The sequence below is a fragment of the Streptomyces sp. NBC_01463 genome (assembly GCA_036227345.1).
Classification (GTDB): Bacteria; Actinomycetota; Actinomycetes; order Streptomycetales; family Streptomycetaceae; genus Streptomyces.
Window position 1 is genome coordinate 6,163,381 of the sequence record CP109468.1, and the last position, 15,891, is coordinate 6,179,271.

The 15,891-nt window shown below is 70.3% G+C and carries 12 protein-coding genes and 1 pseudogene; 8 read left to right on the forward strand and 5 right to left on the reverse strand.

All coding sequences use genetic code 11. The features are described from left to right. Positions 1-159 precede the first annotated feature (159 nt). The 5 genes from queC (at position 160) to OG521_27205 (ending at position 3,418) form a co-directional block, all read left to right on the forward strand. The gene (gene queC, locus OG521_27185) at positions 160-867 is read left to right on the forward strand and encodes a 7-cyano-7-deazaguanine synthase QueC (protein WUW24249.1); all 708 of its coding nucleotides are present in this window, start codon (positions 160-162) and stop codon (positions 865-867) included. Positions 868-869: 2 nt separating this feature from the next. Further along, complete coding sequence (gene queE, locus OG521_27190) at positions 870-1,505, forward strand: 7-carboxy-7-deazaguanine synthase (protein WUW24250.1); 636 nt, start codon at positions 870-872, stop codon at positions 1,503-1,505. Next, on the forward strand, positions 1,505-1,861 hold the full coding sequence (gene queD / locus OG521_27195) for a 6-carboxytetrahydropterin synthase QueD (GenBank protein WUW24251.1): 357 nt from the start codon (positions 1,505-1,507) through the stop codon (positions 1,859-1,861). The genes queE and queD overlap by 1 nt, the downstream gene beginning before the upstream one ends. Positions 1,862-1,863: 2 nt before the next feature. Continuing rightward, positions 1,864-2,631 carry a GTP cyclohydrolase I FolE2 gene (locus tag OG521_27200; GenBank protein ID WUW24252.1) on the forward strand — a complete coding sequence of 256 codons (768 nt, stop codon included), beginning with the start codon at positions 1,864-1,866 and terminating at the stop codon, positions 2,629-2,631. A gap of 115 nt (positions 2,632-2,746) precedes the next feature. After that, positions 2,747-3,418, forward strand: a complete 672-nt coding sequence (locus tag OG521_27205) for a hypothetical protein (protein WUW24253.1) — start codon at positions 2,747-2,749, stop codon at positions 3,416-3,418. 502 nt (positions 3,419-3,920) lie between these two features. Here OG521_27205 and OG521_27210 read toward each other — a convergent pair. From OG521_27210 to OG521_27230, 5 genes are all read right to left on the reverse strand, one after another. Continuing rightward, positions 3,921-4,304, reverse strand: a complete 384-nt coding sequence (locus tag OG521_27210; protein ID WUW24254.1) for a hypothetical protein — start codon at positions 4,302-4,304, stop codon at positions 3,921-3,923. 224 nt (positions 4,305-4,528) lie between these two features. Further along, complete coding sequence (locus OG521_27215) at positions 4,529-8,419, reverse strand: WD40 repeat domain-containing protein (GenBank protein ID WUW24255.1); 3,891 nt, start codon at positions 8,417-8,419, stop codon at positions 4,529-4,531. Continuing rightward, complete coding sequence (locus OG521_27220; protein WUW24256.1) at positions 8,416-8,847, reverse strand: hypothetical protein; 432 nt, start codon at positions 8,845-8,847, stop codon at positions 8,416-8,418. Before OG521_27220 ends, OG521_27215 begins: the two co-directional genes overlap by 4 nt. A 38-nt stretch (positions 8,848-8,885) precedes the next feature. Next, positions 8,886-11,081 carry a PQQ-binding-like beta-propeller repeat protein gene (locus tag OG521_27225; protein WUW24257.1) on the reverse strand — a complete coding sequence of 732 codons (2,196 nt, stop codon included), beginning with the start codon at positions 11,079-11,081 and terminating at the stop codon, positions 8,886-8,888. Between the two features lie 10 nt (positions 11,082-11,091). Beyond that, positions 11,092-11,691 (reverse strand): toll/interleukin-1 receptor domain-containing protein, encoded by a 600-nt coding sequence (locus OG521_27230; protein ID WUW24258.1) that lies wholly within the window; start codon positions 11,689-11,691, stop codon positions 11,092-11,094. Between the two features lie 125 nt (positions 11,692-11,816). Between OG521_27230 and OG521_27235 the strand changes: the two genes are divergently transcribed. The 3 genes and pseudogenes from OG521_27235 (at position 11,817) to OG521_27245 (ending at position 15,880) form a co-directional block, all read left to right on the forward strand. Continuing rightward, complete coding sequence (locus OG521_27235) at positions 11,817-12,989, forward strand: helix-turn-helix domain-containing protein (protein ID WUW24259.1); 1,173 nt, start codon at positions 11,817-11,819, stop codon at positions 12,987-12,989. A gap of 203 nt (positions 12,990-13,192) precedes the next feature. Next, positions 13,193-14,339: pseudogene (locus tag OG521_27240) on the forward strand (MFS transporter). Between the two features lie 269 nt (positions 14,340-14,608). After that, positions 14,609-15,880: an MFS transporter gene (locus tag OG521_27245; protein WUW24260.1), complete on the forward strand. Its 1,272-nt coding sequence runs from the start codon at positions 14,609-14,611 to the stop codon at positions 15,878-15,880. The last annotated feature ends 11 nt before the right edge of the window (positions 15,881-15,891 follow it).

Consider the following 15,891-nt stretch of genomic DNA (forward strand, 5'->3'; position numbering starts at 1 on the left):
ACAGCTGCCTTGCGGTCCGTGCAAGTGACCACCAACGATAGTTGCCTCACGCAGTCCCACTCCCGATGACCTTAACTAGTAGCTTGTTCCGGTTACTCTACCCGTCAGTTTTGGCGCTAGGGTGCACGAGTACACGCATAGCTAACTAGGGAGCAAGGCATGGGACGTCCCGCGATCGTTCTACTGAGCGGAGGCCTGGACTCGACGACAGTTCTGGCCATCGCCAAGGACCAGGGCTACACGCCGTACGCGCTCAGCTTCCGGTACGGCCAGCGGCACAGTGTGGAACTGGAAGCCGCCAAGCGCGTGGCAGAGACTCAGGGCGTAGCCCGCCACGTCATTGCAGACATCGACCTGCGAGTTTTCGGTGGCTCCGCCCTTACTGCTGATATCGACGTCCCGAAGCACGACTCGCTGTACGATGCCAGCAACAGTGACGCAGACAGCAGTGTGCCCATCACCTACGTGCCGGCGCGTAACACGATCTTCCTATCGTTCGCTCTGGCCTACGCGGAGACCGTTGGCGCGAGCGACATCTTCACCGGCGTGACCGCCGTCGACTACAGCGGCTACCCCGACTGCCGTCCTGAGTACATGGACGCCTACGCAAAAATGGCGAACCTTGCGACCAGGGCTGGCCTTGAGGGAACTCAGGAGCTCAAGCTCCATTCCCCCCTCATTGCGATGTCCAAGGCCGACATCGTTCGAGAGGGCCTGCGCCTGGGTGTCGACTACTCCCAGACGTCCAGCTGCTATGACCCGGACGAGCAAGGTCGGGCGTGTGGCCGTTGCGAGACCTGCCTGCTCCGCCTAAAGGGGTTCGCTGAGGCTGGTACCACTGACCCCGTGCAGTACCAGGGCGTCTGAGAATGACCTATCTGGTCAAGGAGATCTTCTACACCTTGCAAGGCGAAGGGAGCCATGCGGGCCGACCCGCTGTCTTCTGCCGTTTCTCGCGGTGCAATCTCTGGACAGGCCTTGAGAAGGATCGGCATCGGGCGATTTGCCAGTTCTGCGATACCGATTTCGTTGGAACCGACGGCGAAGGTGGCGGCCGATTCGCGTCCCCTGATGACCTCGCCCAAGCAGTCGAGGAGGCGTGGCCTTCAACCTCCGTGGAACACCGCTTTGTGGTGTGCACCGGGGGTGAGCCGCTTCTGCAGCTTGACGAGGCAGCCATCAAAGCTCTGCACGCCAGGGGTTTCGAGGTTGCGGTGGAGACGAACGGCACCCGCGTACCGCCGCCGGGCATTGACTGGCTCTGTGTCAGCCCGAAGATCGGGTCTGACATGGTCGTCACAAGCGGCGACGAGTTGAAGCTTGTCTATCCGCAGTTGGGCGGAGACCCAGGACAGTTCGAAAACCTCGACTTCCAATTCTTCCGTCTCCAGCCCATGGACGGACCCGACGTTGAAGCTAACACCCGGGCCACTGTCGACTACTGCATGAAGAACCCGCGCTGGATCCTCTCTCTCCAGACGCACAAGTATCTGGGAATTCAGTAATGGAAATCTTTCGCGAGTTCACGTTCGAAGCGGCGCACCGCCTGCCCAAGGTTCCAGAGGGCCACAAGTGTGCGCGCCTGCATGGCCACTCTTACAAGGTCATCGTTCACGTAGAAGCCCCCGTCGACCCCGAGGCTGGTTGGGTCATGGACTTTGGCGACGTTAAGCGAGCCTTCAAGCCGCTCGAAGCTCAACTGGACCACTACTACCTCAATGAGATCGAGGGCCTAGAGAACCCGACTAGCGAGGTTCTCGCCCGCTGGATCTGGGAACGCCTGCAGCCGACCCTGCCCGTGCTCTCGGCCCTCACCGTCCGCGAGACGTGCACATCTGGTTGCACCTATCGGGGCGAGTGAGCATGCACGACATTCAGAGCGAGACTGACTCTCGGGGCATCGAGATCAACGAGGTCGGCATCAGTGGCCTTCGGTATCCCGTGTACTTCGAGGATGGCTGCCTCCGGCAGGACGGCATTGCGGATATCGCGATCACCGTGCGGCTCCAACACGACCGCCGTGGCACGCACATGAGCCGCATGGTCGCTCTCGCGCACGACCACCTCCAGAGATTTGACCCCCGGCAGTTGCCGCAGGTCCTCAAGATGGGGGCAGAACTGTTGGATGCGCCCGCGGTTACTGTGACGGTGGCCATGCCTATCAGCACGACCGTTGTGGCGCCGGCCAGCGGCCGTGAGTCGAAACAGGTTCACGACGTCCGTATCGAAGGGCACTGGGACAACGGTGACGTGACAGTAGCAACAGCAGTGACCAGTGAGGTCACCAGCCTCTGTCCATGTTCGAAGGCGATCTCCGACTACGGGGCGCACAATCAGCGCAGCCGGATTACGCTCAACGTGACTGGCCAGGGAGACACCCCGTACCCCCTAACGGTCCAGAGCGCCGTGAGGTTGTTGACATCCTCCGCTTCGGCGCCTGTAGTGCCTTTGGTAAAGCGCGGAGACGAGCGTGTCCTCACCATGCAGGCGTACGACCACCCTGTATTCGTCGAGGACATGGCCCGCGACGTCAGTCTTGCGTGCCGGGATCGAGGCCTTCGCCACTCGGTGCGGATCCGCAACCTTGAAAGCATCCATAGCCACGATGCTGTCGCACGCGTCGCTGGATAAGATCGGCAGCAACTTTAGTAGCTTGATCTCGGGACTGCTGCATAATCGGGGAATGCTGCACGGATAGGTGACACCTGACCTGGCTTGCTGAGAGGCGGCCTGGAAGGATGTTGCAGTGCCCAAGTCGTATCACAAGGAGTTTCGCGAGGACGTCGTGCGGGTCGCGCGTAATCGTGAGCACGGCGTCACGCTGGAACAGGTCGCCGCCGACTCCGTAGGCAAGGACACCCGGCTCACCCAGGCGCCGGGCCGCTCCTCGACCAGGCATGGCACAAGGGGCGGAGCTGCCTCGCCGCCGCTGCAGCCGTCGGACGCGGAGATCAGGATCAATCCCTGCATTGGCAGGCGAGTGACCGCCCACCGCTTAGGGTGGCGCCTAACGGCCCCAGACTGCGGGGTCGGACACCGACACCCGTGGGGGTCCATGCCCGACTTCCGCTCCGAGGCAATCGAGATTTACGAGAACACGCGAAGCAGTGATACCCGCGGCACCATCGCGGCGCTGCTGCACCTCGCCGAAACGATCGCAGCCCCGTCCTGCCCTGCCGCCACCCCCACGGCCGGCGCCCCGTCGGCGTGGCAAGCGGCGGCCCTCTCTTACCTCCAGGGCAAGAAGACACGAGACAAGGCCACGGCGCGCATCGCTAGTTGGCTGGAAGGGCAGGGCTTTGCCGTGGAGCAGGAGGACGTGCTCCGCGGCATGTGGCAGCTCGTCGAGTCGGGCTACATCAAGGCCAACACCTGGGAGTCGCCGGTGACGTTCTCCGCGGTCACAGCCGAACCGTAAGTGGCGTGAGCGGTCCGGACCGCGTCCGGCCGATGACGCCTCGTGCGCCGGCCCAACCCAACCGACTACGGTCCTCTCTTGGGACAGCGGCGACGGGGTGGTGGACGCGGCGTCCCTCGCGGCACCGCGCGCAGAGATGCCGAGATCTTCGCCGCGTTGGACTACCCGGCGGTTGGTGTGGGGTGGGGCGCTCGTGGCTCGTCCGTGTGAGCGTCGCCGATCATCGACGCGTGGGTGCCACCGTGGCGGAGTGGCACTACGCTGCGTCACTGCGCAGAGGATGGCTCTGGGGCTCGTTCCGGTAGATCGTTGGCAGCGTGTGTGAGCGTTCGGGACGCTGGTCGGCAGAGTCTCCCCGGAGTCCGAGGATGCGGAGAAGCTACCGGGTACCGGTGCAGCGTTCGCTGCACCGGTACCCGTTCCAGTCGGATCGAGCGGGACGCAGCCGGATGGAAACGGGTGGCTATGTCCGCCATCTCGGCATCGTCGCAGGTGAGAGGCGTCACTCGTTTGGGTTCGAGTCCCACCCGCCCCACCCAGCATCCTCAGGCAGAATCGTTCTGACCTGGGGCTTCAGCTCGGCAGAGCGTCTCGTGGAGGCCGTCCTCGTCCACGTTCCGCGTGTCTGGGATTCCAGGGCCCGGCCGCAGAACCGGCCCATCAGGTTCTTCGACACCTGGAGGTACTCCAGTCGCTCGGGCTTGTCGCGCACAGGGCCGTAGATCAGGTGGATGTAGACCGCTCCCACCCTGGCCTGTATACGGACGCGCGTGCCCTTCTCGGGACTCTCGTAGACGGAGGCAACGCTCTCGTCGCCGCACTTCGGCATCGAGATCCGCGTCGCCTCAGGCTGTTCAGGCGCGAACTCCTTTGATGCCTCCGGCATCCGCGGCTGTCCTGTGCCTGCATCATGACAGCGGCCGGGTTGTTGTGAGGTGCAACTCATCCGATGCGACCTGAAGTTGAATGAGAGCCTCACCGCCTCCGGCAGCCGGCCGCAACGCGGGCTGCAACCGCTCCGGCCTCGTTGTTGCGCAGGCTCTCATCGAGCTCGGCCACCGCACGACCCGAGCCTGACCTGACCTGACCTGACCGAGGTTGAGGAACGGGCTACGGGGCGGCCGCGCAGGGCGGGGTGTACGGCAGCTCGGTTACGTAGCGGCGCCACTGGTCCCGGGTCAGGGAGCTGGAGCTCGCCTCGCAGATGCGGCGGACGGCGGACTCCACGTTCAGGTTCCAGAGCGTGGCCACGCCGTCGTCGGTGGTGGCGGCCAGGGTGCGGCTGTCCGGGGAGAAGGCGAGGACGGCGACGTACCCGGTCTCCACGGTCAGTGGAAGGCCGATGGGGACGGGGTGATCCGGGTCGGTCACGTCCCACCGGTGGATGGTGCCGCTGTCGGTGTGGCCGGCTGCCGCGAGGGTGCGTCCGTCGGGGCTGAACGCCACCGACCACAGGCTGCCGCCGGGCACGGTGAGGGGGGTGCCCCTGCGGGTGAGGCGGTTGGGGTTGGAGGCGTTCCAGAGGGTGACGGTGCCCCGGCTGTTCCCGGTGGCGAGGGTGCGGCCCTCGGGGCTGAAGGCCACCCAGACGCTGGTGGAGACGGGCTGGGTGATCGGCTGGCCCATGCGGATCCCCGGGTCCTGCGTGCTCCACAGCCCGACGGTGCCGTTGCTGGCATCGCCACCGGCCGCCAGGACCATGCCGTCGGGGCTGTACGCCAGGGACATGACCGAGGACGTCTTCGAGGTGGAGATGCCCGGCAGGGAGCTGGGGTGGGCGGGGTCGCTGACGTCCCACAGGGCGATGGTGCCCGACTGATTGTCACCGGCCGCGGCCAGGGTGTGGCCGTCGGGGCTGAAGGCCAGGGAGAAGATGAGGCCGCGCGCTTCCTTGAGGGGCTCGGCGAGGGGGACGGGTCGGTCGGGGTCGGCGGTGTTCCACAGGGTGACCGTGCCGTCGCTGTCGCCCGCGGCCAGGGTGCGGCCGTCCGGGCTGAACGCCACGGAGTCGACTGGGGTGCCGGGCCCGGTCAGCGGCTTTCCGCGCGGGGCGGGGTGATCGGGGTCGGCGGTGTTCCACAGGGAGACGGTCTTGTTCTGGTTCCCCGCGGCCAGGGTGCGTCCGTCGGGGCTGAACGCCACGGACGCGACGTTGCCACCCGCGCCGACGACCCGGGTCGGCGGCAGGCTCCACAGGTCCACGTTGCCGTCGTCGTTGCCTGCGGCGAGCGTGCTGCTGTCGGGGCTGAACGCCAGAGCGGCCACCGCGTCGCCGGGACCGGTCAGGGGCCGGCCCAGCGGGCCGATGGCACGGGGGTGGGTGACGTTCCACAGGCGGATGGTGTGGTCGGCGCTGCCGGACGCCAGGGTGTGGCCGTCGGGGCTGAACGCCAGCGACATGACGGACTGGGCGTGACCCGTCAGCGGTTTGCCCAGCGGGGCGGGCCGGAAGGGGGCGGCGAGGTTCCACAGCCGGACCGTGCCGTCGGTGGAGCCGACGCCCAGGGTCCGGCCGTCCGGGCTGAACGCCAGCGGACCGACGTTGTCCCCGGCCTTCACGGAACGGCCCCGGTCGGGGTGGTCCGGGTCGGTGGTGTCCCACAGCCGGACCGTCCCGGCGTCGTCGTCGCACGTGGCGGCCAGCGTCTTTCCGTCGGGGCTGAACGCGACGCGGTTGGAGTAGACGTGGGGGCACGCGAGGTTCAGGGGCTTCTTCGCGGGCCTGATGTCGTCTGGGCGGGTGACGTTCCAGAGGCTGGCCCATCCGGAGTGCCATCCGACGGCGAGGGTGCGTCCGTCGGGGCTGAACGCCAGGGACTTGACGGGGCCGTACGCGTCCAGGCCCTCGATGCCCGGACTCCTGGGCCGGCCCAGCCGGACGGGGTGGCTGGGGCTGGTCAGGCTCCACAGGTCGACGAATCCGCCGGTGCCCTCGTCGCCGTTCTGGCTGGTGCGGCCGCCGACGGCGAGGACCCGGCCGTCCGGGCTGAACGCGAGCGACTGGATCGACGTGACATAGCGGTCGACGGGCACGGGCCGGCCCAGCCGCACGGGACGGCCGGGGTCCGAGACGTCCCACAGCCAAACGAGGTTCTGGCGGAGGTTCCCGGCCGCGAGCATGTGCCCGTCCGGGCTGTAGGCCACGGTGCGCACCGCGCCGCCCGGCCCGGGCAGCCGTTTGCTCAGCGGTGTGTTCTCGGTCGTGATCAGCCGGGACGCCGCCTCCTTGGTCGGGTCCATGCGGTAGGAGGTCAGCGCGAGCTGGGCAGACAGGGAGGGATCGGTCGGCGCCAGCTGCACCGACGCGGAGGTGACGGCGGCGTTGACGGCACGGTCGCGGGCCTCCAGCGCGCGGGCGGCGGCCTCCCGGGCGTTGGACTCCTGCCGGAACGCGAACACGGCAGTCAGCGAGGCGGCGACGGCCAGGACGGTGATGGTGGCGACCGCGCCGCGCCGCAGGCGCTGCCCGCGCCGCTGGTGACGGTGGGCGGCCGCCAGAAACGCCCGGGCCGAGCGGCTCAGTTCCGACGTCCGCGTCCCGGCCCACGCGAGGGCGGTCTCCAGCCGATTGCCCCGGTAGAGCGTGGCCGGCTCCTGTCCGGCCTCCTCCCAGAGCGAGGCCGCCTCCTCCAGGTCCTGCCGGACCAGATTGCCGTCGCGGTCGTGGTTGATCCAGTCGCGCAGCCGGGGCCAGGCGCGAATCAGCACCTCGTGCGTCATCACCACCGTGTCCCGGTCCAGGGTCAGCAGCCTGCCGCCCGTGAAGAGCTTCACGACGTCGACGGCCGCCTCCCGGTCGGGCGCGTACCGCAGCAGATCGTCGTACCGGACGCGGCGCCGCGTGTCGTCCGCGTCGCGTCCCACGATGACGAGCCGCAGGAATACCCACCGCGCCGCTTCGTGGCAGCGCGGCGGCAGCGTGTCATAGAGCCGGTCCGCCGTGGTGGCGACGGCGCCTTTGATGCCCCCGGTGACGCGGTACCCGTCCACGGTGAGCGTGTGGCCGTGGCGCTGCTGCCAGGTGGCGCGCAGCGCGTGGGCGAGCAGCGGCAGCCGGCCCGTGGTGGTGCCGACGGGTCCCCCGACCGCGCCCAGCTCCGTCAGCAGCACCTCGACCAGGCCGTCGTCGACGTCGAGCCCCACACTGGCGGCGGGCCGGCGGATCGCGTTCTTGAGTTCGGTCTCCGACATCGGCTCCAGCAGGACCGGCCCGGCCCCCAGAGCCTCCCGCAGCGGCGGGTGCGCCGTGCACGCGGCGTAGAAGTCCGCGCGCACCCCCAGCACCACGGCCGCACCGCCGCCGGGCCGGGCCAGCCGGTCGAGCACCTCGACGAACCACTGCCGTTCGCTCTCGTCGCCGCAGGCCGTGAACAGCTCTTCGAACTGATCGACCACGACGATCAGACCGGTGGATCCCGACCCCGGGGCGGTCGCCGCCGCCCCGGCGCCGGTGAGTTCGCGCACCTCGGCCAGGCACCGTCCGGAATCGGCCCGCCAGGCCGACGCGGTGGCGTCGGCGTCGTCGGCACCGACCCCGGCGGCCGCCGCCATGGCCAGGGCGGGGGACCCCGTCGGGGTCAGCACCAGCCGGGGCCAGGTGCTCGACCCGGCCACCGGCAGCCGCCCGACGTCCAGGGCCGGCAGCAGCCCGGCCGCGAGCAGGGATGACTTCCCCGCCCCCGAGGGGCCGATCAGCACCAGCGGGCCGCCCTCGCGCATCCGCGCGTCCAGCCGTTCGCACACCAGGTGCACCATGCGCTCCCGGCCGTGGAACCACTGCCGGTACGCCGCGTCGAAGGGGGCCAGTCCCGGATACGGGCACTCGACCCGGTCGGCGTCGGGGCCGGGCACGGTGGTGCGGCCCTGGTCGACGTGGCGTATGTGCAGGTCCCGGCCGGCCATGTAGGAGTCGCCGCCGCTCACGTACGCGGTCATGTCCTTCGGCGGCCAGCGGGGCGGCTCGTCGGGGGGTGGGGGAGCCGCGGTGGTGGTGTCGGTCACGCCTGTCCGTCCCTGGTGATGGTCATGTCCCGGCCCGCGACATAGGCGTCGCCGCCGGAGACATGCGTCTCCAGCGTCATCGGGCCCTCGATCCGCTTGTCCGGCGTCCGGCGGGGGTGCGGCTCCCCGCCGAACAGGGCGCGGAGTTCACCGACGGCATCCGGCCGCGCGGCCATGAGCCGGATGAGGCGGGCCTGCCATTCGGCGACCAGCAGGGCTTGGAGGTCCTCGGCCCCGCCGGACTGCCGGGCTCGCATCAACTCGTCGCGTGTTTCGTCGAGTTCGTCCTCGACGCGCTCCGGGTGGGCCGAGCGCCACAGCGCCAGGACCGAGGACCTGACCGCGCCCCAGCCGTCCGTGGCCAGCAGATCGATCAGGCGCGCGGCGGCCGCCGAGGCCAGACCGGCGAGTTCCACACTCGTCTCCATGATTGTCCTTTCGCGTACCGGCCGTGGGCCGTCCGTTCCTATCGCCCGTGAGCTGAGATCGCGGTCATCGTCAGATTGGAGGCGATGTAGACGTGGTCGCCGCCGACCGTCCACAGGAACCCCGTGTCCGGCTGTCCCGGGTCCCGGTACTTCCACCGGGCCGCGCCGGTGGCTGCGTCGATGGCCCACAGCGTCTGGCCGCTGTCGGTGACGAAGACCGTGTCGGCCGAGCACTGCGCGTGTCTGCCGCCCATCGCGAGGGAGGCGTTGAACAGGGTGGCGCCCCCGTCCTCGTCAGCGTCCTCCAGCACGGCGATCCACCGGGACGTGCCGTCGGCCACGGTCAGGGCGGCCAGGTCCCTGCCGACCGGTACATAGACCACCGTGCCGTCCGGGCTGGTGAACGGTGTGCCGAGTTTGACCTGGTCCCCGTTCTTCGCGTCGAAGCGCTGATGCCACTTCTCCCGTCCCGTGGCCGCGTCGACGGCGAACAGCGTGTTGCCCTCACCGCCGGCGAACAGGAACAGCCCCTCCCCGTAACACGTCAGCGGCCAGCCCAGGTTGAAGTACGGCGAGTTGTAGGAGACGGGCACCTTCCAGCCGCGGCCGCCCTTCCGTCCCGTGTCGAACATCTGGATACGGCCGGAGCGCTTGGCCGGAATCGCCGAGGCGGCCAGCAGATGCGAACCGGTGGGCGGCACCAGCACGTTGTTGATGTCCGTGCCCTTCACCTGCCACAGCTTCTTGCCGTTCGTGGCGTCGAAGGCGCGGATGAAGCCGATGACCGGGTCGTCGGCCGACCACTTCCCTTTGTACTCCCGCACCTGCCCGCACACGTAGACCGTCTTTCCCGCGACCGCCACGTAGTTGCCCCGGTACGGGGAGATGAGCGCGGGGCCGCCGGGGTCGGAGGCGGTGAGCGCGACCGCCCACGCCGCCCGCCCGGTGGAGGAGTCGAACGAGGCCAGCACGCTCGATACGTCCGGGGTATCGCAGATCAGGTAGAACATGCCGTCCGCGTACGCCGTCAGGTGCTGGAAGCTGCTCTCCCGGAAGGGAACCGTCGGTTTCAGGGAGCGGTACACGGACTTCCCGGTCGCGCCGTCCAGGAAGGACGTGCCCGAGGCGGTGCTCAGCATGACCACCTTGCCGGAGCCCTCGACGCAGGTCGGCGCCGTCTTCCCGGACCGGGACCAGAGCGTGACGGCGTCGGATCCGGCCAGTACGACGCGCTTCGGCCCGCCGGACGGGGACGGCGAGGCGGAGGCGCCCGGCGAGGAACGCCGCCCCGCCGCGGAGCCCGGCCGCGCGGTGGGCGAGGGCCCGCCGGCCCGGCCGTCGGACGTGGGTGAGGAGTCGCCGGAGAACGCGAAGGCCGCAGCGGTCCCGCCGAGTACGACGGTGCTTCCGGCCAGCGCCATGAGCAGCTTCCGCCGGCTGACCCCCGCGTCGGCCGGTGGTGCCGACGGGGCGGTTCGGCCACCTGCCCCGGCGCTCGCGGCGGCCATGTCGGCGGTCACCTCGGGCGGCAGCCATCCGCGGGTGAGCACCGGCAGGTTCTGGTCGCTCAGATAGGTAACGAACTGCCGCGCGGTGGGGCGGTCCTGGGGTACCGGGTCGAGGCAGCCGCCGATCACTTCGCGCAGCGACAGGGGAAGCGCGCGGGTGTCCGAGGTGCCGCCGGAGGCCGCGAAGAGCACGGCCGATCCGAGGGCGGACATGTCGTCCGCCGGTGTGGCCGCCGGGCCGCCGGCGAAGGCAGCCGTCCCCAGGGCCTGGACGCGGGGCCCGTCCATCGTCAGCAGCACGGAGTCCGGGCTCACCCCGCCGTGGACCGCCCCGGCCTCGTGGAGGACGGCCAGCGCCCGGCCGAGGCCGTCGGCGAGCATCCGCAGCGCCGGTTCAGAGAGCGGTCCGTGCCGGTCCACGGCCCGCCGCAGCGGCAGTCCGGCGGTGAACCGGGCCGCCACCCACGGAAGCGGCGCGTCCACGTCCGCGTCCACCAGCGGGACGAGGAAGGCGCCGGACAGCGTCCGTGCCGTGGTGACCGCAGCCCGGAAGCGTACCCGGAACCCCGGGTCCGCCGCCGGTCCGGCCTTCACGAGCGTGACGGTGACCAGCGGCCCCTCGTCCGCGCGGGCCGTGAAGATCTCGCTCCCGTCGGTCACGCGCTCCTGTCTGAGCAGCGTGTACGGGCCGACGCGGCGGGCACCTTCTTCTCCGAAACCATCCATCGTCCGCCCCTCACGCCAGCCTGATCGTCTGGTCACGGGCTGCCATGTAGGCGCTGCCGCCGCCGGACACATGGGCCGTCATCGTCGTGGACGGCTCCGGTCCCGCGCCCGGCCCGTCGTCCCCGGGGCCGTCCGCCGGATCCTCGGCGGCCAGCAGTTCGGCCACCTCGTCGGCCAAGTGCGCCAGGCCCTCCGGCAGATGGGTCTCCGGCACGCGGACGAACTGCAGGCGCGCCAGGTCCGCGATCTCGGCCGGCAGCGCCGAGGCGTCGGGCAGCAGGGTCGCTTCGCCCAGGAGGACCGGGACGACGCGGTTTCCCGCCCGCAGGGCCGTGGCGATTTCCACCCGGACCCAGTCGTGTTCCCGGTCCAGGAGCCGGACGCCTGATTCATCCCGCAGACCGAGCCAATTCGGCCCGATCAATACGCACATGAGTTCGCACGAGGCGGCCTGTTTCCGGAGCACGTCGGCGAAATCCGACCCCGGTGCGATCGACCGGCCCGACTTGAAGATCCTATCGGCGCCCAAACGGTCGGACAGCGCACGGTCGACGCGGTCGCGCATCCAACGGGAGTCCGGTTTACGAAAGCTGAGGAAGACGCACGGCACAATGGCCCCCTTTCCCGGCAGGACCGGTTGTCAGGAATGGTGTTCACCCTAGGGGCAGTTCACGCGCACGGTGACTTTTCACGGGGGATTGAATAGCGGCCGCAAGGATCCGTAACCTGACGGGTATGGACAGGGCCGACAGCGCGACGGGGAGCACGGCGGACCTGCCGCTGCCCCCGGGCGACTTCGGCGTCGTCCTGGCCGCGCTGCGGGCGCACCGGGGCTGGAGCGTGCGCGAGACCGCCCGGCGGGTCCATGTGTCCGAAGGCCAGATCTGCAATCTGGAGAGCGGATCGCGCAATCCGACGCCCGCCGTCGCCACCGCGTGCGACGCGGCCTTCGGCGCCGGCGGGGAACTCGTCGAACGGGCCCGCGCACGCGGCCGTGACATCCGCGCCGACGAAGTCGTCGACGCCGCTCCGCTGGTCGACGGATACGAGCAGATCCTGCGGGAATTGAAGGACGTCGGCAGATCCGGCGGACCAAGGTTCGTCATCGCGTCGATGAAGTCGATCACCCGGACCCTGACGGAGGCCGGCCCTCATGCCGTGGGCGAGCGGAGCGCCGACATATGGCTGCTGGCCTCACGGTTCGCCGAATACACGGGATGGATGGCGCAGGAGTCGGGGAATCCCGCCGAGGCGCTGAACTGGACGGCGCGCGCCGTTCGCTGGGGCGCTCGGGGCGGTGACGAAACGGTGGCCGCCTATGCCCTCGTCCGCAAGGCGTGCATCGCCCAGCACCGGGGTGACGCCGCGGCGGCCGTCTCCTTCGCCGCGCAGGCGGCCGGGCATCCGGCGGCCACCCCGGAGATCCGCGCGCACGCCGACCGCCGCGCGGCCCAGGCGTACGCGCACCTCGGCGACGCGGCGGCGTGCCGGGAGGCGCTGGAGCGGTTCCGGGACCACGCCGCCGAGGCCGCCGGCGAACGGGCCCCGCACTGGGGGCCGCGCCTGGAGAACGCCAACCCCCTGCTCATCGAGGCGTCGTGCATGCTCAGCCTCCGCCGCTTCGGGCCCGCCGCCGACCTCTTCGCTGCCGAGCGGCGGCCGGACGCCCCGGCGGACAGCAACTCGCAGGCGCGTTTCGCGGTGCGGCGGGCGACCGCCCTCGCCGGTGCGGGCCGGATCGACGAAGCCTGTCTGATCGCTGAGGCCGCGCTGCCCGTGATCAGGCGCATCGACTCGGCCACCGTCCGCGGCGACCTGGGCCGTTTCGTGGCCCAGGTCCGGACCGGGAGGCCCGGCCCGGGACGGCACGCACTCATCGCCGCGTCGGCCGCCCTCGCGACGGGCTGACCCGCGCGGGAGGCGGGCCGGCCGGGCCCGGGTCGCCGCAGGCCGTTACCCTCCCCTGTGACCGAATCCCTCATCGAACCCGCGGAAGCGGCGGACGAGCCCCGCCCCGGCGGCGGATATTTGCCGACCTGACGCCCCTGCGCAGCTCGCCGGACTACCGGCGGCTCTGGTTCGGGAACACGGTGTCGTGGGTGGGCCAGGGGATGACCTGGCCACGGTGTCGCTCCAGGTGTACGACCTGACGGGGGCGGCGTTCTCGGTGGACTGGTCGGGTTCTGCTCCCTGGTGCCGCTGGTGGCGTTCGGGCTGTACAGCGGGGCGATCGCGGACACCGTGGACCGGTGCAAGCTGGGGCTGTACAGCGCGGTCGGATCGTTTCTGCCATCGGTGGGGCTGTTCGCCGTCACCGTGGCGGGGGTGGAGCGGCTGGGGCTGCTGTACGCGGCGTGGCGCTCGAAGCGGTCTGCTTCGCGCTGAACTCACCGGCCAGCAGCTCGCTGCTCGCGCGGCTGCCGCCGCCCGAGCAGCTGCCGGCGGCCAACGCGCTGTCCTTCATGACCAGCACCACGGCATGCTGCTCGGGCCGGCCGTCGGCTGGTGGGGCTACCGGGTCGCGTACGGCATCGACGCGGTCACCTTCACGGCCTCGTTCTACGCGATGTGGCGGCTGCCCGCGATGCTGCCGGACCGGGGCGAGGGAGGGCCGGGGAACGCCGGGCGCGCCTCCGTCCTGGACGGACTGCGCTTCCTGGGCACCCGGCCCAATCTGCGGATGACGTTCTTCACCGACCTGTGTGCCATGGTGCTCGCCCATCCCCGCGCCCTGTTCCCCGTCGTCGCCGGGCTCTGGTACGGGGCGATGCGAAGACCACCGGCCTGCTGGTCGCCGCCCCGGCGCTGGGGGCGCTCCTGGGCGGGGTCTTCTCCGGCTGGCTCGGGCGGATCCGGCGCGGACGCGCGGTGCTGTCCGCGGTGGCGGGCCGGGGCACGGCCATCGCTGTGTTCGGGCTGACCCGTCAGCTCTGGCTCGGGCTGGTCATCCTCGCCCTCGCGGGCGCCGCCGACACCACGTCCACGGTCTTCCGCAACACCATGCTCCAGGCCGCCGTACCCGACGAGACGCGGGGCCGGCTCCAGGGCGTCTTCGTCGTGGTGGTCGCGGGCGGCCCGCGGCTGGGGGACTTCCTTGCCGGATCCGTCGCCGACCTGGCATCCCCGGGCCTCGCCGTGACGGACGGCGAGATCGTGTGCGTGGCGGCGGTGGCCCGAATGAGTGCCGCTTCGACGAGGCTGGAGCGGGGAGTTGTCGGTGCCGTGAACTCTGCGGATCACTGGAAGGTGGTGCCGTGAACGCTGCAACACCCCCGATCGGGCCGGATCGAGTAGGACGCAACCGCATCGAAATGAGGGTACAAGCAGGGCGCTTTGGTAAAGTCGCAGGTGAGGCGCGTCACCGGTTTGGGTTCGAGTCCCACCCGCCCCACTGCGAGTCGCAGGTGAAGAAACGATCTTCCCTGCGACTTTGGCGTTTCCGGGGCCGGTCGCGCCCCGCTGCGGTCCGATCCCGGACCCGGGAGACCGGCCGGCTTTCCGCCCGGCCCCGGTCGCTACCATCTTCCGTGACCGAAACGACCGAACCCGATGTATCCCGCACCCGAATATTCGCCGACCTTACCCCGCTGCGGACCTCCCCCCACTACCGGCGGCTCTGGTTCGGGAACACGGTCTCCTGGGTCGGCCAGGGCATGACGTCGCTCGCCGTGTCGCTCCAGGTGTACGACCTCACCGGCTCCGCGTTCTCCGTCGGGCTCATCGGATTCTGCTCGCTCGTGCCGCTCATCGTCTTCGGGCTGTACGGCGGGGCCATCGCCGACACCGTCGACCGGCGCAAGCTGGGGCTCGCCAGCGCCCTCGGGTCGTTCGCCCTCTCGGTGGGGCTGGTGGCGATCACCGTGGCCGGGGTGGAGCGGGTCGGGCTGCTGTACGGGGTGGTCGCCCTCCAGGCCGTCTGCTTCGCGCTCAACTCACCCGCCCGCAGCTCGATGATCGCCCGGCTGCTGCCCGCCGAGCAGCTGCCCGCGGCGAACGCGCTGAGCTCGATGACCAGCACCACGGGCATGCTCGTCGGGCCGATGCTCGGCGGGCTCATCGTCGGATGGTGGGGGTACCGCGCCGCGTACGGCGTCGACGCGGTCACCTTCACGGCCTCGCTGTACGCGATGTGGCGGCTGCCCTCGATGCTGCCGGAGCGGGGCGAGGGGAAGAGCGGGGACGGGAAACGGGCCTCCGTCGCGGACGGGCTGCGGTTCCTCGGGACCCGGCCCAATCTGCGGATGACCTTCTTCACCGACATGTGCGCCATGGTGCTCGCCCAGCCGCGCGCACTGTTCCCCGTCGTCGCCGGGCTCTGGTACGGGGGTGACGCGAAGACCACCGGACTGCTGGTCGCCGCCCCGGCGCTGGGGGCCCTGCTGGGCGGGGTGTTCTCCGGCTGGCTGGGGCGGATCAGGCGGCAGGGCCTCACGGTGCTGTTCGCCGTCGCCGGCTGGGGCACCGCCGTCGCCGTCTTCGGGCTGACCCGGCAGCTCTGGCTCGGGCTGGTCTTCCTGGCGCTCGCGGGCGCCGCCGACACGACGTCCATGGTCTTCCGCAACACGATGCTCCAGGCCGCCGTCCCCGACGCGATGCGGGGCCGGCTGCAAGGGGTGTTCATCGTGGTGGTCGCGGGCGGACCGCGGCTCGGTGACTTCCTCGCCGGGTCCGTCGCCGACCTGGCCTCGCCTGGGCTCGCCGTGACCGGCGGCGGGATCGCGTGTGTGGTCGCGGTGGCGCTGCTGGCGCTGCGGTGGCCCGGGTTCGCGCGCTACGACGCCCGGACGCCGGAGGCCTGAACAGACGGGTC

Coding starts and splice junctions, on each gene's coding strand:
- OG521_27200 (WUW24252.1), top strand. CDS start 1,864: ATGCACGACATTCAGAGCGAGACTGACTCTCGGGGCATCGAGATCAAC.
- queC (WUW24249.1), top strand. CDS start 160: ATGGGACGTCCCGCGATCGTTCTACTGAGCGGAGGCCTGGACTCGACG.
- OG521_27225 (WUW24257.1), bottom strand. CDS start 11,081: ATGGATGGTTTCGGAGAAGAAGGTGCCCGCCGCGTCGGCCCGTACACG.
- queE (WUW24250.1), top strand. CDS start 870: ATGACCTATCTGGTCAAGGAGATCTTCTACACCTTGCAAGGCGAAGGG.
- OG521_27220 (WUW24256.1), bottom strand. CDS start 8,847: ATGGAGACGAGTGTGGAACTCGCCGGTCTGGCCTCGGCGGCCGCCGCG.
- OG521_27235 (WUW24259.1), top strand. CDS start 11,817: ATGGACAGGGCCGACAGCGCGACGGGGAGCACGGCGGACCTGCCGCTG.
- OG521_27210 (WUW24254.1), bottom strand. CDS start 4,304: ATGCCGGAGGCATCAAAGGAGTTCGCGCCTGAACAGCCTGAGGCGACG.
- queD (WUW24251.1), top strand. CDS start 1,505: ATGGAAATCTTTCGCGAGTTCACGTTCGAAGCGGCGCACCGCCTGCCC.